The sequence below is a fragment of the Kribbella voronezhensis genome, from assembly GCF_004365175.1.
Taxonomy (GTDB): Bacteria; Actinomycetota; Actinomycetes; order Propionibacteriales; family Kribbellaceae; genus Kribbella; species Kribbella voronezhensis.
This window is the reverse complement of the sequence record NZ_SOCE01000002.1, coordinates 1,161,873-1,181,708: the sequence shown is the minus strand read 5'-3', so window position 1 is coordinate 1,181,708 and position 19,836 is coordinate 1,161,873. Positions and strand designations below refer to the sequence as shown.

The following is a 19,836-nucleotide window of genomic DNA, read 5'->3' as shown; positions in this document are numbered from 1 at the left end:
CGGCCGGCGCCTGGCTCAGGCCTGTACGGCGGCTCCGCTCGCGAGCAACTCGTCGACTCCGGTGACTCCCCAGTCGGCCAACGCCTCGCGGGTGTGCTCGCCTGGGCGCGCCGGCGCACTGCCGAGCGACGTCGGCGTACGGGAGAACCGGGGCGCCGGAGCCGACTGCCGCATGCCGTCCTTCTCGACAAAGATGCCTCGGGCAACGAGATGGGGATGGTCACCGGCCAGTGGCAGGACCGGCGAGACGCAGGCGTCCGTGCCGTCGAACACCTCGGTCCACTCGGCCTGGGTCCGGCCGGCAAAGACCTCGGCGAGCGTCTTGCGGAGCTCGGGCCAGTTCGTCACGTCGTACCGATCCGGCGCGGTGACCCCGAGCCGCTGGATCAGTTCGTCGTAGAACTGCGGCTCGATCGCTCCGACCGCCATGTATTCGCCGTCCGAGGTCTCGTAGACGTCATAGAACGGCGCGCCCGTGTCGAGCAGGTTCGTGCCACGCTCCTGCTTCCAGTTGCCGCCCGCCAACGCGCCCAGCAGCACCGTGGTGAGGTGAGCGGCGCCGTCCACGATCGCGGCGTCGATCACCTGACCACGCCCACTCCCCCGGGCTTCGACCAGGGCGGCGAGCACGCCGACGACGAGGTACAGGGATCCGCCGGCGAAGTCGCCGAGCAGGTTCGCCGGCACCTGCGGTGGTCCGCCGGCCCGGCCGATCGCATGCAACGCGCCGGAGAGTCCGAGGTAGTCGATGTCGTGTCCGGCCGACTGGGCGAGCGGGCCGTCCTGTCCCCACCCGGTCATCCGCGCGTACACGAGTTTCGGGTTGACCGCCTGACATTCCTCCGGCCCCAGGCCGAGCCGCTCGGCGACTCCCGGCCGGAAGGCCTCGACCAGCACATCGGCGCTCGCGACCAACTCGAGGACGGCGTCGACAGCGCTTGGCTTCTTCAGGTCGAGCGCAACGCTGCGACGCCCACGATTCAGCAGCTCCAGCTCAGGCGGTCCGAACGCGAGCCCACCGCCCGGCCGATCGATCCGCAGCACCTCGGCGCCCAGCTCCGCCAGCAGCATGCAGGCGAACGGCGCCGGCCCGATCCCTGCCAGCTCGACAACCTTCACTCCACGCAGCGGACCCATTCCCATATTGTGACAGTACAACTGTCACAGTGGTCAAGTCAGTGTCGCGCTGCGCGGAGCTCGGTCGTGGCGTCAGGGTTTGAAGGTCACCACCCCTGCGATCCAGGTGCCGGTGGCCGTTCCGCCGGCCGTGACCGTGCCGGTCGCGGTCGTGAGGCGATAGGCGCGGGACAAGTAGCTGGAGCTGACATTGGTCGCGCCGATGGTGGTCCACCCGGCGGCCCAGGCCGGCGCACCTCTGCCGCCGCTCAGGCTGACGACCCCCATCGCAACCTCGCGCGGGGCAGTGGTGATCGCCGTCGGCCCGGAGGAGAAGGCGGCGGTTCCGCCGGTCGCGCTCACTGTCTGGTCGACAGCTTTGACACCGACGAGGTCGTCCGCAGCCACCAGGTACGACGTACTGGGCGGGAAGCTGACGGTGATGTGAGCTCCGATCGCCAACGCGTGGGTGGCGACCGCGGACAGCACGGTGATTCGGGCCAGGGCGGCATCCGTGCGGGTCGTCGCGAGCGTGTAGGTGTTGCCGGCATCGTCCTTCGCAGTCGCTGCTCCGAGCGAATCGGCGGTCCGCGCGGTCACGACGATCAGGTCGCCGGCGTTCGCCGCGCGAGTCAGGGTGAGCACAGCACTGGACTTCAGGGTGTTCGCGGACGCGGTCGCCAACTGCCCGACGTACGCCGGAGCCGGCGCGACCGTGACGGTCTGACTGGCGACGGTGCTGAGCCCACTGGTGTTGGTGACCGTTGCGCGCACTGTGTAGGTGCCCGCGGTCGGGTAGGTGTGAGTCGCGATAGCCGAGGCCTGCGGACCGACCGTAGTGCCGTCACCGAAGTCGAACGAGTAGGACAAGGTCTGTCCTTGCGGATCGGTGGAGGTGCCCGCGTTGGCGGTGACCGGCAGCGGCGCTGTTCCTGTGGTTGGCGTCACGGTCAGTTTGGCGACCGGCGCTATGGGTGCGGTTGTGGTGATGGTGGTGGTTGTGGTGTCGCTCAGGCCGTCGCTGTTGACGACCTTGAGACTGAGAACGTAGCTGCCGGCCGTGGTGTAGATGTGGCTGGTCGAGCTGGAGGCCTGGGGTCCGGCCTTGGCGGTTCCGTCACCGAAATCGAACTCATAGCTGAGCACCTTGGCCTGCGGATCGGTTGACGAACTGCCGTCGGCCGAAACGGTCAGCGGCGTGAGACCGGTGTTGGGCGAGGCGACAAGGCGCGCGGTCGGCGGCTGGGCGGGTTGGCTGGCCGTCACGGTGGCGGTGGCCGTCGACGACAGCCCACTGGTATCGGTCGCCGTCACCTTGACCACAAAGCTTCCCGCCGTCTGGAACGTGTGATCAGCCGTCATACCTGACTGCGGACCCACGACAGTGCCATCACCGAAATCGAAGGAATACGACAAGGCTTGACCCTGCGGATCGGTAGAGCCGCCCGCGTCGGCGGCGACCAGCAGCGGGGCAGTGCCTGTGGTTGGCGTTACCGTCAGCTTGGCGACCGGTGCTGCTGGTGCGGTCGTGGTGATCGTCGTGGTCGTGGTATCGCTCAGGCCGTCGCTGTTGACGACCTTCAGGCTGAGAACGTAGCTGCCGGCCGTGGTGTAGACGTGGCTGGTCGAGCTGGAGGCCTGGGGTCCGGCCTTGGCGGTTCCGTCACCGAAGTCGAACTCATAGCTGAGCACCTTGGCCTGCGGATCGGTTGACGAACTGCCGTCGGCCGAAACGGTCAGCGGCGTGAGACCGGTGTTGGGCGAGGCGACAAGACGCGCGGTCGGCGGCTGGGCCGGCTGGCTGGCCGTCACGGTGGCCGTGGCCGTCGACGACAGCCCACTGGTATCAGTTGCCGTCACCTTGACCACAAAGCTTCCCGCCGTCTGGAACGTGTGATCAGCCGTCGCGCCGGACTGCGGACCCACCACAGTGCCATCACCGAAATCGAACTTGTACGACAAAGCCTCGCCCCGCGGATCGGTGGAACCACCCGCGTTCGCGGTGACCAGCAACGGCGTCGTGCCCGTGGTCGGCGTCACGCTCAACACCGCCGTTGGCGGAGCCGGCGGTGGGGCAACGTCCGGCTGGTACTCGTAGGCGCCGAGGTCGTCGTACAGGCGCGGCCCGGAAGCCTGGGAGTTGTTCGCCGAGGGGTCGCGAACCCGATCGTTGCCGAGGATGTCGCGCGCCTGCGCTCCCGAGACCCCGGAGTTCCCCCGGTCGATCGCGAGAGAACCGGATCGCAGCTGGAAATCGGAACTGGGGATGTCGAAGAACAGCGGATCGGCCTGGACGCCGGCCGCCTCCTGCCCGGTCGCGGTCTGCATCGCCGGCAGCGACGTGTATGGGGTCTTGAAGACGTACATCGTGCCGGCCTTGGTCAGCCAAACGAGGTTGTGATCCACGGTCGTGGTCGGCGGTGCGGAGTCCCAGATCCCGATGTTGCCGGCCCTGCGGGCGCAGGCGATCCCGTTGTAGGCCGGGTAGACGGCGTTGTCGACCGCGACGTTGTTCTGGATGACGTAGCTGCCCGAGGTGCCCTCGACATTGATGCCGGAGGTGCAGTTGCGGTACACGGTGTTGGAGATGAGCCGGCCGCCGGTGACGTTCAGGTCGTCGATGCCGTGGTCGCCGTTGTTGTAGGTGAGATTCAGCGCGGCCAGGTTGTCGTTGCCGCCGGTGAAGAACTGGATCCCCGAGTCCTCGTTGTCGTGCGTGACGTTGCGGAGCACGGTGTTACCGGGACTGGTGACGTTGATGCCGTTGGCGTTGCGTTGCCAGCCTTCCGCGTTGTAGCTGGCCTCGTTATCGGCCACCAGGACGTCCGTGCTGGTGTTGGTGATGTAGATGCCGGTGCCGTTGTTGTGGTCGGAGGTGTTGCTCGAGACCACCGACGAGTTGGTGGCGCGGATGCTGATGCCGGGCGCGGTCTGACTCTGCAGTGGCCGGCCGGAGCCCGCCACATGGTTGCCGCTGACAACTATATGATCGCTCTTGGTCACGTAGATGCCGTCGGTGACCGTTCCGGTGAAGGTGAGATTGGACAGCGTGAAGTAGCTCTTCGCGGAGATGTAGGCGCCGTTCGTCACTGCGCTGATCACGGGATTCCGGCCGGGCCAGGCAGTGACGGTGATCGGCGCGGCCGCCGTACCGGACACCGCGGGCTTGATGGTCTCGGCGTACGTGCCGTCGCCGATGTAGACGGTGTAGCCGGCCTGCAGCCGGCCGACACCCTTGGTGATGGTGCAGTACGGCGTCGCCGCCGTGCCCGGCCCGGTGTCCGAACAGCCCGGGACCGTCTTGTCGACGTAGTACTGCGTCTTCTGCGGGGTCACCGGCGGGACACCGATGACGTACTCGTCCAGCACACTGCCCTGGGCGCACGTGGTGTCCTCTTTGCTGGCCGAAAGGTCGCAGACCGATTGGACCCGCAGGCCCGTGTCGGACACGTCGACCCGCAGGTGGGCCAGGTGCATGGCGCGGAACGCGGTCCGCGGGTCCGTGCTCGTCCAGGGCAGCTCGAGCGAGCTCGGGCTGCCGACGGTGATGTGGGTGACGCCTTGGATCGGCTGGAAGCGCTCGTAGTCGTGCGAATGCCCGTTGATGTTGAGCACGTACTTGCTGTACGCCGTACCGAAGCCGTCCAGGATGTTGGCGAGCTGCGCCTCTCCGGGGTGGTAGCCGGTGGAGTAGGCCGGCCGGTGCCCGTTGGTCACGATGTACTTGATCGACGGATCGTTCTGGGCCTGGCTCATCAAGACGTTGGCCTTCGACTGCCAGTCCGCCCAGGCGCCGGTCCACGGCTCGGGGTAGTTGATGAACCGCACCGACCCGGCGTCGAACCAGCCCCAGTCGTCGCCGCAACACGAGATGGCCGGCGACCCGGGCGAGGCCTGGGCGTTCGGCATCAGCAGGCGGCCCTTGTAGTTGCGCAGGTCGTCAGCGCCTGGGACGTCGTACTCGTGGTTGCCCCAGGCAGGCATGTACGCCGCCGTCGTGCCCCACGAGTTCATCACGTCGTTGAAGTGCTGGTCGATCACGGCGATGTTCGCGCCGGTCGCGTTGGCATAGGTGAGATCGCCGACCATCAGGACGAACGAAGGCTCGTCGTTGGCGATCGCGGCCAGCGTCGGGCCGAGCTTGGAGAAGCTGACCGAGTCGCCGACGTCGCCGATCGCGTCGAACCGGAAGTTGCCGGTCGGCGGGGTGTGGAACGTCCAGTCCGGCCCACCACCGATCGAGTAATGGTACGTCGCGCCCTTCGCCAGCCCATCGAGCTGCAACTGCCGGAACGGCCCGGCCGACGACCACGGAGTCCAAGCGGGTGCCGAACCCTGGGCGACAGAGCCGTAGCTGCTGGTCGGCCCCCACCGCACCTCGGTCGCGTCACCGCGCCAGTCGAGGGACACCGAGGTCGACGACGTGAAGGTGTAGTGCACCTCGTCGACGGCCTGGGCCGCGAAGCTCCTCGTCGGCATCGCAGACATCGCGACGACCAGCACGACGGCGACGAGCCACGCCGCGAACCACCGTGCCTTCCGTGCCCCGGCCGCGAACAGCGGACGTCCCCCGACGAGCTCCGACATGACCCACCCCGATCGTTGAAAGCGATGCCTTCACCGTAGGTAGCCGATCGATTGGTGGCCTCCCACAACAGACGTAGGCGGCCTACGCCGAATTGCCCCGCAGCTTCACCCTGCGACGACGCGTTCACTGACAGCCGTCAGGCCTGTACTCCGATCGCCGGCTGAGATAGTCGGCCCGACTCTCGGCACCTGGCGCCAGCGCGTGCCAGGCGAGCCAGATCACCAGCGCCGGGAGCAGGACGGATCCGATGACGAGGCCCAGCAAGATCGCGGACCCGAGCGGCGACTCGCCCCTCAGATGTTCGCTGTGGAAGATCGCGTGCGGCACCGAAAAGGTCAAGTAGGCCGCCAGCGCGAGGATGACCAGGCGCCGATCCATCCAGACGGCCGCGGCGAACAGGAAGACCGCAGTGCTCAAGGTGACGCCGCCGAAGTCGCGGAAGAGGTGCTCGCTGTACGGCGGAGTCCAGTCGACGGTGGGAACGTCTTCGTAGAAGCTCCGCGGAAACAACGCTGTCCACACTCCCAGGACCAACTGGAGCGCGGCGAGCACCGACAGCGCAGTACGGATGGTTGTCCTCATTTCCGTACTCCGTAGCGGCCGGTGAGGTAGTCGTCGAAGGTTCCGTGCGTCAACTGAGTCGCTTCGGCCAGGGCGGCTCCGGTGGCGAAGGCGCGGAAGGTCTTCCCTGGCACACGAAGCGGGAGCACCGGGCGACGGGAACGCTTCGCCAGTCGCCACGCGCGTGCCAGCTCGGGGACGGTGATCCGCTCGGGACCGCCGAGGTCCGCGACCCGGCCGGACGGCGGACCGGCGGCGAGTTCGGTGAGGCGCTCCGCGACTTCTTCGACTGAGACAGGCTGCAACGGGATCGCGGGCGCCAGCAGAGCAGGCAGAAAGCGCTGGGCGGTCAGCATCTCGTCGATCAGATCGTGGAACTGCGTCGCGCGCAGGATCGTGAACGGTACCGACGACTCGGCGATCAGGCTTTCGATGGTGACCTTGTCGCGGTAGTACGCCAGCGGGATCCGGTCGACGCCGACGATCGAGCTGAAGATCAGGTGGCCGACGCCGGCCGCCTTGGCATGCTCGATCAGGTTCTCGGTCTGCCGTACGTCAGCGTGGCCGCGGCTGGTCGCCAGGTGCAGCACGGTGCTGACGCCTTCGAAGGCCGCGGCGATGCCGTCGCCGGTCGTCAGGTCGCCGCGGACGTGATCAGAGCCCGGTCGACGACTCAGGATCCGCAGGTGGTGACCTGCGGCACGGAGAGCTTCGACGGTAGGGCGGCCCAGAGAACCGGTGCCGCCGGTGACGAGGATCGTCTTCATCAAGGTGGTGTCCTTTCGTGTCACCAGCCTGGACTGGACAGCCCTCCGATTCGTGACAACTGCGCGCCGGCGAACCCGAGTTTGTCCGGGTTCATCGCGAGATCCAGATCGGTCAGCAGGCCGTCCTCGAACTCGAAGAAGCACCCGCGCGGATCCCCTCGGTGTCGACGGCAACGATCACCGGCGCGCCGTTCGCCTCGCCGAAGAGCGGCACCATCCCGGTGCCGAAGCGCTGCAGTACGCCGATCAGGTAGCGCGCGACCCGGTCACGGCCGGAGACCGGGTTGCGCGCGGCGTGGACCTTGCCGCCACCGTCCGCGCGAGACACGACGTCCGCGGCGAGCAGGTCCGCGAGCCGGTCGACGTCACCGAGCCGGGCCGCGTCGAGGAAGCGCTCGACGAGTGCGCGCCACTGGCCGGGATCGACCGGTCGCGACCGCTGGGCCGTCGCAACCCGCTTGCGCGCTCGTGAATGGAGCTGGCGGGCGTTCGCTTCGGTGGTGCCGATCAGGTCGCCGACCTCGCGGTGGCTGTAGGCGAACGCTTCGCGCAGTACGTAGGCGGCGCGCTCGGCGGGACTCAGGGTTTCGAGGATCTTGAGGAGCGCGAACGACACCGACTCGCGCTGCTCGACGAGGTCGAGCGGGCCGAGATCGCGCAACTCCGGTCCGGTCAGGACGGGTTCGGGCAGCCATTCCCCGACGTAGGTCTCGCGCCGGGACCGCGCGGTCGTGAACTGGGTCAGGCAGAGGTTCGTGACTGTCTTGGCGAGGAACGCGGCCGGCTCTCGCACCTGCGACGGGTCGACGGCCTGCCAGCGCAACCAGGCTTCCTGCAGTACGTCGTCGGCCTCGCTGACCGAACCGAGCATTCGGTACGCGATCCCGAACATCCGCCCGCGCTGCTGCTGAAACACCGCCAGCCGACCGGACTCACTCTCCACCCCGTCATCTTCACAGTCGCCGTCTCGCGTGACTCCGATGGGGCCGTACTACGTCCGGAGGGCTTCGGCGGCGATCTCGAGAAAGTCGAGCAGGCGCTCGTCGCGGCGGTGTTCGGCGACCACCAGGCTCGTTTCGGCCACCACGCCGTCGATAACCGGCAGGTAGACGAGATCGGGGCGGGGGTATGCCGCGACCACGCTCTCCGGGACGAGCGCGATGCCGTGCCCGGAGGCGATCAGCTCGAACTTCTCCTCGACCGAGGACGTGCGGCGCGACGGGGTGTCCATGATCGATTCGCCGGCCAGGTCCGCCATCGCCAGTTCTTGTCGGTCCACCAGTCGGTGGGACAACGGCAGGCAGGCGATTCTCCGCTCGCTGCCGATCGGGACGGTTCGCAGCCCGCTGTCGTCGAACGGGCGCCGCAGATACCCGATGTCCGCCCGGCCGTCGCGCAGCGGCGGATCCTGCTCCCACCAATTCAGGCGGACCAGATCGATCTCGACGTCCGGGTACTTCGCCGTGAACGCGAGAACCGCCTCCGACACGTGCAGCCCGGGCGCGAACGCGACGACGAGTCGCTCGACGCCACGATCGACCTCGTGCACGCGGCGGATGGCGGAGTCGACACTCGCCAGCACGCCCCGAGCCTCCTGCCGCAACTGCTCCCCCGCCGGCGTGAGCTGCACGCTGCGGGTGGTCCGGACGAACAACGCGCAGCCGAGTTCGCTTTCCAGGGCACGGATCTGACGGCTCAGCACGGGCTGCGCGATGTACAGCTCCTCGGCGGCGCGGCCGAAATGGCGATGCTCAGCCACCGCCACGAAGTACCGGAGCTTGCGCAGGTCGAGATCCATACCTGGATCGTATCAATGGTGACAGAGAGGTATTGGACCTGCCGCTGTTCAGCACGCAGAGTGAAATCATGATCGTCATCACGACGCCCACGGGCGATATTGGCAGCCAGGTTCTGACCAACCTGCTGTCTGCCGACGAGGAACTCCGCGTCATCGTGCGCGACCCCGCCAAACTCCCCGACACGGTCCGCGACCGCGTCGACATCGTGACCGGCTCGCACGCCGACGAAGAGGTCGTCGGCAAGGCGTTCGCCGGCGCGAACGCCGTCTTCTGGCTCGTCCCGCCGAACGACCAGGCGCCCAGCGAGGAGGCGATGTACTCCGGATTCACGCAGGCCGCAGCACGCGCCTTTCCGGCGTACGGCGTAAGCCACGTCGTCGGCATCTCGGCTCTCGGCCGCGGCACTCCCGTCGCCGGGCAGGCCGGGCTCGTCACCGCGTCGCTCGCGATGGACGACCTGATCGCGAGCACGGGCGTCGCCTATCGTGCGCTCGCCAATCCTTCGTTCATGGACAATCTGCTGCGCCAGGTCGATTCGATCCGCGACAACGGGGTGTTTACCGACACGGCGTTGGCGGATCGGCCTGCTCCGTCGGCCGCCACTCGTGACATCGCCGCCGTCGCGGCCCGTTTGCTGCTCGATCGGTCCTGGACCGGAGTGGAGAGCGTTCCCGTGCTCGGCCCCGAGGAGCTGTCGGCGAACGACATGGCCCGCATCATGAGCGAGGTACTTGGCCGGCCGGTGCGCTACGAACGCGAACCGTTCGACGCGTTCGCCGCCAGGCTGACCGGCTTCGGCCTCGGCGACGCGTTCGTGCAGGGCATGGTCGACATGATGCGCGCGAAGGACGAGGGGCTCGACGACGGCGTACGCCGTACGGAGGCGACCGCGAGCCCGACGACGTTTCGGCAGTGGTGCGAGCAGGTGCTCAAGCCTGCTGTTCTCGGCTGAGGAAGAGGCGCGGCGCTCAGGGTGGCGGCATGGGAGGGACAAGGCAGCGTTGGATCTTGACGAAGTTCATTACTGACGCTTTCATGCCTGAAAACGACTACTTCGATCATTTCGAGTGGGAGGCGCTGGCGCCGGCGCATCCCACTGATCGCAGGTCCCCGCCCCGGGTCACAGACAGGTGAGCACGATGACGATGGACAGAAGAGATTTCCTCCGCTCAGCGGGTCTCACCGCGGCAGCCGCCAGTGCCTTCGCGGCGCTCCCGGCCAGCGTGCAGCGAGCGCTCGCGGCACCAGCCCCGACGGGCGGCCTGGAAATGATCGAGCACGTCGTGATCCTGATGCAGGAGAACCGGTCCTTCGACCACTACTTCGGATCGCTGCGCGGGGTGCGCGGATTCAACGATCCGACCGCGAGAACGCTCTCCACGGGCCGCTCGGTGTTCTACCAGCCCGACGGCACCGGCTATGTCCTGCCCTATCCGGTGGCAAGCCAGTACATGACGGGGACTCCGCACGACTGGGCCACCGGTCACGCTGCCTGGAACTCGGGCCGCTACGACCAGTGGGTCGCCCAGAAGACGAAGTACACGATGGCGACCCATCTGCGCAGCGAGCTGCCGTTCTACTACGCGCTGGCCGACGCTTTCACGATCTGCGACGCCTACCACTGCTCCGAACTCGGACCGACCAATCCGAACCGGTTCTATCTGTTCACCGGCATGCTCGGCTACGAGCCGGGCACCACGAAACGGGCCATCGGCAACGACTCGTGGCAGAACCTCTCGCATCCCGGCTACACCTGGACCACCTACGCCGAACGACTCGAAGCGGCGAACAAGACCTGGCGCGTCTATCAGGAATGGGACAACTACGGCGACAACTCACTGGACTTCTTCAAGACGTTCCTCGACGTGGGGAAGAAGGCGCTCGCGAAGACCGTCGACCCGACCGGCAAGCCGTACACGAAGCTGGAGTTCTTCTACGACAACGGCGTACGGAAGGCTGCTCCCGCTGATCGGGCGACCCTGCTCTCGCAGCTGGCTGCCGGCGTCGCCACGCTGACGACCGCGGAACGCCGCCTCTACGATCGCGGGCTGAACCGGGTGGCGGCCGACCAACTCGTCACCGCGTTCGGTGACGATGTTGCTGCCGGCAAGCTCCCTGCGGTGTCGTGGATCGTGGCACCGGAGCCGAAATGCGAGCACCCGTCGTGGGGTCCGGCCGAGGGTGCCAACTTCACCAAGGCGATCCTCGACAAGCTGGCCTCCAGCCCGGAGACGTGGAACAAGACCCTGGTCCTGATCACGTACGACGAGAACGACGGGTTCTTCGACCACGTGCCGCCGCCGGTGCCGCCGGTGACCACCGACAACGGGCAGTCGACGGTCGCCGTCACCGACGAACTCGTCAACGCCGAACCCATCGGGCTGGGTGCCAGAGTTCCCATGATCGTGGTGTCGCCCTGGAGTCGTGGCGGGAACGTGTGCTCGCAGGTCTTCGACCACACCTCGGTTCTGAGGTTCCTGGAGAAGTGGAGCGGCATCGCCGAACCGAACATCTCCCCCTGGCGGCGCGCCGTGTGCGGTGACCTCACCACCGCGCTCGACCTGACGACCTCGAACGTCACCTATCCGGCTCTTCCCGCGACGCCGCCAACGCCCGGGTGGGACACGACATATCCCGCTCCGCCGAGCACCCAAGCGCTGCCGGCACAGGAGTCCGGCGTACGGACTGCACGACCGCTCCCCTACTCGCTCACTGCTTCCGGCCGTGTTGCCAGCGACAAGGTCTGGATCGACTTCACCAATGCCGGAACGGTCGGCGCCCACTTCTCTGTTTACGCGAACGCTTTCCGCACCGACGGGCCCTGGCGCTACACGGTCGGAGCCGGGAACACGCTCTCTGATTACTGGATCACAGGTACCCCGCAGGGCTCCTACGACCTGACCGTCGCCGGGCCGAACGGATTCGTACGCCGGTTGGCAGGCAACCGCGTCACCGCCACGACGGTGGGCAACGCCAACCCCGAGGTCACCCTTCGCTACGCGCCGTCCGACAACTTGGTCTGGCTCAAGATGACGAACAGCGGAACCAAGGCCTGCGTGATCACCGTCCAGACCAACAACCGCGGCGGCGGCCCCTGGACCTACCAACTCGCCGCGGGCGCCACGGTCGAAGACTGGTTCAGTACGGCGAACGGAGCCGGCGGTTGGTACGACCTCACCGCGACAGCCGACACCACCGACGGCTTCCTCCGCCGCTTCGCCGGCCACCTGGAGACCGGCGCACCCAGCACCAGCGACCCCGTCATGGGCTCAGGCCGCCTCGCCTGCACCGTGCGCTCCTTCGACAGCCAGGAAACAATCAGCGAAAACGCGCCGGCCACCAAGGCGATCGACAACAACCCCGCCACCTACTGGCACACCAAGTGGACAGCCCCGGCGGCCCCTTTCCCCCACGAGATCCAACTCGACCTTGGCGCATCGCGAGTCGTCACCGGTCTCACCTACTTACCGAGACAAGACGGCAGCCCCAACGGCCGCATCGGCACCTACGAGCTCTACCTCAGCACCGACGGCACCACCTGGGGCAACCCCCACACCACCGGAACCTTCGCGGACGACGCCACGCCGAAGACGATCCACTGCTGGCCAACCACCGCCCGCTACCTCCGCCTAAGAACCCTCACCGAGGCCGGCACCCGAGGCCCTTGGACGAGCGCAGCCGAATTGACGCCTCTTGGTTGGTGAGAAGGTCTGAAGGATCACAGAAGGAATGGGTGATCGGCGGATCGGCATCAGAGATGAAACTCGCCGAACCGCCGATCCCAATTGGTCGGTCGACGAAGCTTCGGCGAGAAGCGATGCCCTTGACCGGCACGTACTCACCGGGGTGACGAACAGACGCGGGCTTGGCCAGGTGGGTCGAGCACCGATGGGGCGGAGCGAAGCGGTCGTGGTGCTCCGATGGGATGTAGTACCTCGGTCGACCACGCCAGCCACCGCCGTTGTTGAGCCCGCGACGAAGGAGGTGCCAAGCGGTCGCCGTGCTCCGGCGCTACGCCCGCCACCAGGCATTTGCCGAGCTGCGACGAAGGAGCAGCGAACCCGCCGGTGCGGCCTCCTTCACCCCCGGTTCCGGTGATGGGATGAGGGTGGGTGGGTCGAGCACCGACGCAGGAGGTGCGAAGCGGGCCGCAGTACCTCGGTCGACCAGGCCAGCTTCCGCGGTTGTTGAGCCGCGACGAAGGAGCGGCGACCCGGGGTGGGTGGGTCGAGCACCGACGCAGGAGGTGCGAAGCGGGCCGCAGTACCTCGGTCCACCAGGCCAGCTACCGCGGTTGTTGAGCTGCGACGAAGGAGCGGCGATCTGGGGCGGGTGGGTCGAGCACGACGCAGGAGGTGCGAAGCGGGTCGCAGTACCTGATCAGGTTGGGGCGCCGGGTGGGATGAAGGGTAGGTCGGCGGGCGCTCCTGCGGAGATCAGGTCGAGGAGGGCGTTGGTGTTGAGGTGTTCGTCGATGGCGTCGGCCAGGCGGTCGAGGCGCGCCTCGCGAAGTGCCGCGAAAGACACCGTGCCGTCCGGCGCCGCCTTGCCGACAAGACTCGCCACTTCGCCGAGGAATGCGTGCCGCGCGGCGTCGTCGTCCATCAGGCCGTGCCAGATCGTCCCCCACACGACGCCCGCCCGGCACCCACCAGGAAACTCCTCCGCGTCCCCGACGACCCGTACTGACCCGTGATGGATCTCGTAAGCAGTAGGAGCCGGCCGCGCCAACGTCTTCGCCACCGCGAACTCAGTTGCCACCGGCAACAACCCGAGACCGGTGTGACTCCCGCCGCCCTCGACCGAGAACGGATCCTCGATCGCCCCACCGAGCAACTGATACCCACCACAGATTCCCAGCACAGGTCGCCCAGCAGCAACCCGCGCCAGCACCGCGTCCGCCAGACCGTTCGACCGCAACCACGCAAGATCGGAAGTCGTCGCCCGCGACCCGGGAAGTACCACCAGATCCGCATCGCGGACCTCGGCCGGGCTCGCGGTGAAGAACACGCTCGTGGTCGGCTCCACCGCCAGCGCGTCGAGATCGGTGAAGTTGCTGATCCGTGGAAACCGCACCACCGCCACGGACAGTACGTCGGAATCATGCGCCGTCCGGCGCGCCGGGATGTCCAGCGCATCCTCGGAGTCCAGCCACAATTCCGGCAGCCAAGGCAGTACGCCGTACGTCGGTCGCCCGGTCACCGCTTCGAGCATCTCGATCCCCGGCTGCAGGAGCGACACATCGCCACGGAACTTGTTCACGACGAACCCACTCACCAGCGCCTGATCGGCCGCCGACAACAACGCCACCGTCCCGAACATCGACGCGAACAACCCACCCCGGTCGATGTCACCGACCACGACAACCGGCGCCCGCGTGTGCTGCGCCAGCCCCATGTTCACGTAATCCGACTGCCGCAGATTGATCTCGGTCGGACTCCCAGCACCCTCGCTGATCACCACGTCATACCGCGACGTCAGATCGTCGTACGCCGCAAAGGCCGCCTTCGCCAACTCCGCGCGCTCCGTGAGGAACCCGCGCGCAGTCAACTCACCCCACGGCTCCCCCATCAGTACTACGTGACTTCGCTGGTCACTGCCCGGTTTCAACAGCACCGGGTTCATCGCAGCCTCCGGCTCGGCGCCGGCGGCGACCGCCTGGATCCATTGCGCGCGGCCGATCTCGGCACCGTCGGCGCAGACCATCGAGTTGTTCGACATGTTCTGTGCCTTGTACGGCGCGACGCGGACTCCCTGCCGCGCCAGCCACCGGCAGAGCCCGGTCACGACGGTCGTCTTGCCCGCGTCGGACGTAGTACCGGCAACCAGGAGAGAGCCCACGACCTGATCCTAGGAGGTCGCCGCACCGAGTCGGTGCCGCAGGTCTCCCGCAGACCAGATCGCAGGCGTCGTGCGCTCAGGTCGCCCGAAGCTCAGCTCGGCCAAAGCCTCGGGTCGGCCGAACCTCAGGTCGTGGGCGGTCTTTCGTCCGCCCCGGGCTGTTGGCCGCGGCCGACACCTTGCTCCTCCGGCGGCAGCACCGGGGTGATCCGGCGACCTTGGGCGTCGGTGCTGGGAAGGCGCGGCGTCGTGCCCTGGAACCGGGTCGCACCGGCGCGTTCTCGCGCAGAGAGCGGTTTCGCGATGTTCTCGAGCGACTGTCCCTCGGCGTCGACCCCGAAGAACCAGGCGATCAAACCACCGATCAGCATCACGGCCGCGCCGATGATGTAGCCGACGGTCAGCGGCCCGCGGGCCGGGTTGTCGCCCTCGCCGATCAGCGACGCGAACAGGAACGGCGCCACAACTCCACCAGTGAGCTGCGAGATCGCGAAGAAGAACGAGATCGCCTGACCACGCAACTCGATCGGGAAGATCTCACTCACCGTCAGGTACGCCGACGAGGCGCCGGCCGAGGCGAAGAAGAACACCACGCACCACAAGCCGGTCAACGACGCGGCGTTCAGCGAGCCCGCGTTGAACAGCAGCGCGGTGATGAACAACACGATGGCCGAGATCGAATAGGTGCCGAGGATCATCTTGCGCCGGCCGATGGTGTCGAAGAAGTGCCCCAGCAGTAACGGGCCGGCCAGGTTGCCGATCGCGAACGGGAAGAAGTACAGGGCGACGCTGGAGTCGTTCAACCCGAAGTACGACTTCAGCACCAGCGCGTAGGTGAAGAAGATCGCGTTGTAGAGGAACGCCTGGGTGACCATCATCGAGAAGCCGAGGAAGGACCTGCTCCGATAGTCGCGCAACATGACCCGGGCGATCTCGCGGTACGTGATCGGCGGGTAGTCGACCACGTTGATGGCCTCGTCGTCGGTGACCTTGCGAAGCTCACCGCCCTGGTTGCGGACGGTCTCCTCGATCCGGTCGACGGTCCGCTCGGCTTCCTCGACCTTGCCGTGCGTCATCAGCCAGCGCGGGCTCTCCGGGATGTGGCGGCGCAGGTAGATGATCAGCAGACCCATCACCGGCCCGACCAGGAAGCACAGCCGCCAGCCCCACTCGATCGGGATGATGTCCTTGTTCAGGAAGACCAGGCCGACCGCCGAACCGATCAGCGCGCCGGCCCAGTAGGTGCCGTTGACGCCGATGTCGACCCGGCCGCGGTACCGCGACGGGATGAGCTCGTCGATCGCCGAGTTGATCGCGGCGTACTCACCACCGATGCCCATGCCGGCCACGAACCGGCACAGCGCCAGCGACCAGAAGTTCCAGGTCAGACCGGCCGCGCCGGACGCGATCAGGTAGACCATCAAGGTGATGATGAACAGGCTCCGCCGGCCCCACTTGTCGGTCAGCCGGCCGAAGAGGAGTGCACCGACCACCTCACCGGCCAGGTAGATCGAGGCGAGCAGGCCGACCTGCGCCGTACTCAGCGACAGGGTCGCGCTCTCTTTGAGGACGTTGCCGACCAGGGAGACGAGCTGGATCTCCAGACCGTCGAGGATCCAGGAGACGCCGAGTCCGACGACGATCATCCAGTGGAACCTCGTCCACGGCAGCCGGTCCATCCTGGCCGGTACCAGACTCGGTATCGCCTTGCCTTCTTCCAACGCGTGCTCTGCACTCATCCGCCGCTCCTCAGCCTCGGCCGGGTCAATCCCGGATTCCCGTACCCCGGGTCACCGACCCAAAACGGCCCGTCGTTCCGCGAGGCTGGCTAGAGTTGCGGGCATGGAGAACGAGATCAGCATCGTGGACGCCCCGGACCAGAGCAGGTACGAGGCCCGGGATGCCGACGGCAATCTGATGGGGTTCGTCGACTACAAGCTCGGGGGCCCGGCGATCGCGTTTCTGCACGCCGAGACGCTGCCCGAGTACCGCGGCCGCGGAGTGGCCGGGCAGATCGCGGCCAAGTCACTCGACGATGCCCGCGAGGCGGGGCTGCGGGTCAAGCCGGCGTGCCCGTTCTACAAGGACTACCTGGCGTCCCACCCGGAGTACGCCGACCTGGTGGACGCGCGGTGAGTGCGCCGGTGCTGGGCAAGCTCAGCTGGCGACCGGCCGCCGAGGTACCGGAGTTGCTGGCCGAGCCGGTTCGCGCCGCGCTCGGCGACCTCCCGGCGTACGCGGTGGCGATCGACCCGGAGCTGGCAGACACGGCCGCCTTCTGCGCGGAGTACGACGTACCGATGGCCGCGTCGGCGAACTGCGTGATCGTGCACGGCAAGCGCGCCGGCGAGTCGACGTACGCCGCGGTGATGGTGCTCGCCACTCACCGGGCCGACGTGAACGGCGTGATCCGCAAGCACCTCGGCGTACGGAAGATCTCGTTCGCGGCGCAGGACGACGCGGTCGGCTCGACCGGGATGGAGTACGGCGGCATCACCGCGATCGGCTTGCCGGCCGCGTGGCCTGTGCTCGTCGACGAGGCGGTCGCGCAGGCCGGGCCCGTCGTGATCGGCAGCGGCATCCGCGGGTCGAAGCTCCTCCTCGACGGCGGCGAGCTCGCGAAACTGCCGAACGCCACCGTGCTGGAGCTCGCCTCTCCTGCTTGAGTTCCGGCTACCATCAGGGCTGACTCGGCGAGACGGAGCGAGCAGGAGATGCGGGGTTGCAGCGGGATGGTGTCATGACGGTCGCGGGCGGTGAGGGTGGGCCGACCGCACTGCGGATCATGCTCGGCGGGCAGCTGCGCCGGATGCGCGAGGCCGCCAAGATCAGCCGTGCCGACGCGGGCTGGCAGATCCGCGCCTCGGAGTCCAAGGTCAGCCGGATGGAACTCGGCCGGGTCGGCTTCAAGGAACGGGACGTCAGCGACCTGCTTGAGCTGTACGGACTGACGGACGAGCAGGAGCGGGTCCGGCTGATGGAGCTCGCCCGCGCCGCGAACAACCCCGGCTGGTGGTCGCGCTACGGCGACGTGATGCCGAACTGGTTCGCCAACTACGTCGGCCTCGAGGTCGCGGCGAAGCTGATCCGCACCTACGAAGTGCTCTTCGTACCAGGGCTGTTGCAGACCGAGGCGTATGCGCGTGCGGTCGTCCAGCTGGGCAAGGCGTACCTGCCGCCCGAGGAGATCGAGCAACGGGTCGCACTCCGGGTGACCAGGCAGCAGATCCTGACCAGGCCGAACCCGGTCCGTCTCTGGGCCGTCATCGACGAAGCCGTACTGCGGCGCCCGATCGGCGGCAGCGAGGCGATGTGCGAGCAGATCGAGCACCTGCTCACGGTGTCCCAGCAGCCCAACGTGACGCTGCAGGTGATGCCGTTCACGAGCGTCGGGTACCCGGGCGCGGGCGGCGCGTTCGCGATCATGCGGTTCCCCGAGGGTGACCTGCCGGACGTCGTCTACATCGAGCACGCGGCGAGCGCGCTGTTCCTGGACAAGCTCGAGGACTTGGACGAGTACGCCGCGATCATGGAGGCACTGACCATCGCGGCCGCGCCGGTGAACGATACGCCGGGGATTCTTGCTGAGGCTTTGACCCGGATGAAGCAGTCGTCCTGAAACCCCGCTGTGCAGCGCCGGACATGCTGAACCCCACCGCGGGACACGGTGGGGTTCAGGGGTCGACTGACTGGAGGGGGCGGCCCGGTCAGGCGACGGTGAGGGTGAACTTGATGTTGCCGCGAGTGGCGTTGGAGTACGGGCAGACCTCGTGGGCCTTCGCCACCAGTTCCTCGGCGGCCGCGCGCTCCAAGCCGGGCAGGCTGACGACCAGGGCGACCTCGAGGCCGTAGCCGGTACCACCGTTGATCGGGCCGATGCCGACCTCGGCGGTGACGGTCGAGCCGTCGACGTCCTGCCGCGTCTTCCGCGCGACCGTCTTCAGCGCGCTGTGGAAGCAGGACGCGAAGCCGGCGGCGAACAACTGCTCCGGGTTCGTCCCGTCGCCGCTGCCACCCAGCTCCTTGGGCGGCGCGACGATGACGTCGAGCTTGCCGTCGTCAGTGGCGGTGCGCCCGTCCCGGCCGCCCTCGGCGGTCGCGCGAGCCGTGTACAGAACCTTCTCTACCGCAATCGTCATCTGTGGTGTCCTTGTCAGCGGGTCGGGTCGAGGGTGAGCTTGCCGACCGTACGGCGGGCGCGCATGTCCTCGTGGGCGGTGGCGATGTCGGACAGCGCGTAGTCGCCGCCGACGATCGGGCGAAGCTTGCCTTCGACAGCGAGGCCGAACAGTTCCTTCAGCGGATCGCCGAGCAGCGCCGGGGTCTTGAAGCAGTCCGCCAGCCAGAACCCGGCGATCGTCTTCGAGCCCTTCATCAACCGAGCGGGCTCGATCGCCTTCGCCGCCTGCCGGGACGCCGAACCGAAGGTCACCAACCGGCCGAACCGGCCCAGCGCGTCGAACGACTCGTCGAAGGTCGGACCGCCGACCATCTCGAGCACGATGTCGACCGGCTTGCCGCCGTTGGCCTCGATGATCCGGTCCTTCAGACCCTCGGGGTCGCCGTCGATCGCGGCGTCCGCACCGAGCTCCAAGGCCAGCTTGCGCTTCTCCTCCGACGAGGCGGTGGCGATGACCCGGCCGGCGCCCCACAGCTTCGCGAGCTGGATGGCGAGGGTGCCGACACCACCGGCGCCGGCGTGCACGAGCACCGACTCGCCGGGCTGCAGGTGGGTGGAGGTCTTCAGCAGATGCCACGCGGTCGTGCCCTGGAGAACCAGCGCGAGCGCCTCACCGTCCTTGACACCTTCCGGCACGTCGAACGCGTACGGCGCGTGCGCGACGGCCTTTTCGGCGTACCCGCCCGAGCCGACCAGCGCGACCACGCGGCGGCCGTCCGCGGTGTGACCGACGACCTCACCACCGGGGATCAGCGGCAGCTCCGCCTTCGACAGGTAGCTGTTCTCCACCTGGTGGGTGTCGGCGTAGTTGACGCCGGCCCGGTCGACAGTGATCAGAACCTGTCCGTCACCCGCGACCGGCTCGTCGACGTCGCTCACCTTGAGGACTTCCGGGCCACCGAACTCGGTGATCTGTACGGCTCGCACGCTGATCTTCCCTTCACGGTCTGATTTGCTTCTCTACGGTGTACTATACACCGTACG

Annotated in this window: 15 protein-coding genes; 5 read left to right on the top strand and 10 right to left on the bottom strand. The window is 67.6% G+C overall.

What is annotated here, in order from left to right:
• Positions 1–15: 15 nt before the first annotated feature.
• From EV138_RS32675 to EV138_RS32650, 6 genes are all read right to left on the bottom strand, one after another.
• Complete coding sequence (locus EV138_RS32675; protein ID WP_133983710.1) at positions 16–1,137, bottom strand: CaiB/BaiF CoA transferase family protein; 1,122 nt, start codon at positions 1,135–1,137, stop codon at positions 16–18.
• Between the two features lie 72 nt (positions 1,138–1,209).
• On the bottom strand, positions 1,210–5,703 hold the full coding sequence (locus EV138_RS32670) for a PKD domain-containing protein (protein ID WP_133983708.1): 4,494 nt from the start codon (positions 5,701–5,703) through the stop codon (positions 1,210–1,212).
• Positions 5,704–5,827: 124 nt separating this feature from the next.
• Positions 5,828–6,286: a hypothetical protein gene (locus tag EV138_RS32665; RefSeq protein ID WP_133983707.1), complete on the bottom strand. Its 459-nt coding sequence runs from the start codon at positions 6,284–6,286 to the stop codon at positions 5,828–5,830.
• Complete coding sequence (locus EV138_RS32660) at positions 6,283–7,056, bottom strand: SDR family oxidoreductase (RefSeq protein ID WP_238158531.1); 774 nt, start codon at positions 7,054–7,056, stop codon at positions 6,283–6,285. Before EV138_RS32660 ends, EV138_RS32665 begins: the two co-directional genes overlap by 4 nt.
• A gap of 88 nt (positions 7,057–7,144) precedes the next feature.
• Positions 7,145–7,975 carry an RNA polymerase sigma factor SigJ gene (sigJ, locus tag EV138_RS32655; protein ID WP_202867028.1) on the bottom strand — a complete coding sequence of 277 codons (831 nt, stop codon included), beginning with the start codon at positions 7,973–7,975 and terminating at the stop codon, positions 7,145–7,147.
• A 48-nt stretch (positions 7,976–8,023) separates the two neighbouring features.
• Positions 8,024–8,830, bottom strand: coding sequence for a LysR family transcriptional regulator (locus tag EV138_RS32650; RefSeq protein WP_133983706.1), 807 nt, complete (start codon positions 8,828–8,830; stop codon positions 8,024–8,026).
• A gap of 68 nt (positions 8,831–8,898) precedes the next feature.
• On the opposite strand from EV138_RS32650, the gene EV138_RS32645 reads away from it, so the two are divergent.
• Together EV138_RS32645 and EV138_RS32640 are read left to right on the top strand one after the other, a co-directional pair.
• Positions 8,899–9,783 (top strand): NAD(P)H-binding protein, encoded by an 885-nt coding sequence (locus EV138_RS32645; protein ID WP_133983705.1) that lies wholly within the window; start codon positions 8,899–8,901, stop codon positions 9,781–9,783.
• A 187-nt stretch (positions 9,784–9,970) separates the two neighbouring features.
• Positions 9,971–12,535, top strand: coding sequence for a phosphocholine-specific phospholipase C (locus tag EV138_RS32640; protein ID WP_202867027.1), 2,565 nt, complete (start codon positions 9,971–9,973; stop codon positions 12,533–12,535).
• 676 nt (positions 12,536–13,211) lie between these two features.
• On the opposite strand, the gene EV138_RS32635 is transcribed toward EV138_RS32640, so the two are convergent.
• Together EV138_RS32635 and EV138_RS32630 are read right to left on the bottom strand one after the other, a co-directional pair.
• Complete coding sequence (locus EV138_RS32635; protein WP_133983704.1) at positions 13,212–14,672, bottom strand: cobyric acid synthase; 1,461 nt, start codon at positions 14,670–14,672, stop codon at positions 13,212–13,214.
• 125 nt (positions 14,673–14,797) lie between these two features.
• Positions 14,798–16,411 carry an MFS transporter gene (locus EV138_RS32630; protein ID WP_166678838.1) on the bottom strand — a complete coding sequence of 538 codons (1,614 nt, stop codon included), beginning with the start codon at positions 16,409–16,411 and terminating at the stop codon, positions 14,798–14,800.
• A gap of 103 nt (positions 16,412–16,514) precedes the next feature.
• Here EV138_RS32630 and EV138_RS32625 point away from each other — a divergent pair, with 103 nt between their 5' ends.
• From EV138_RS32625 to EV138_RS32615, 3 genes are all read left to right on the top strand, one after another.
• A complete protein-coding gene (locus tag EV138_RS32625; RefSeq protein WP_133983703.1) occupies positions 16,515–16,808 on the top strand; it encodes a GNAT family N-acetyltransferase in 294 nt (97 codons plus the stop codon).
• Positions 16,805–17,338, top strand: a complete 534-nt coding sequence (locus tag EV138_RS32620) for a YbaK/EbsC family protein (RefSeq protein WP_133983702.1) — start codon at positions 16,805–16,807, stop codon at positions 17,336–17,338. Before EV138_RS32625 ends, EV138_RS32620 begins: the two co-directional genes overlap by 4 nt.
• 74 nt (positions 17,339–17,412) lie before the next feature.
• Entirely contained in the window at positions 17,413–18,291 is an 879-nt protein-coding gene (locus EV138_RS32615; protein ID WP_133983701.1) for a Sco1979 family transcriptional regulator, read from the top strand.
• Between the two features lie 88 nt (positions 18,292–18,379).
• On the opposite strand, the gene EV138_RS32610 is transcribed toward EV138_RS32615, so the two are convergent.
• A complete protein-coding gene (locus tag EV138_RS32610) occupies positions 18,380–18,811 on the bottom strand; it encodes an organic hydroperoxide resistance protein (protein WP_133983700.1) in 432 nt (143 codons plus the stop codon).
• A gap of 14 nt (positions 18,812–18,825) precedes the next feature.
• Positions 18,826–19,779: a quinone oxidoreductase family protein gene (locus EV138_RS32605; RefSeq protein ID WP_133983699.1), complete on the bottom strand. Its 954-nt coding sequence runs from the start codon at positions 19,777–19,779 to the stop codon at positions 18,826–18,828.
• Positions 19,780–19,836 lie beyond the last annotated feature (57 nt).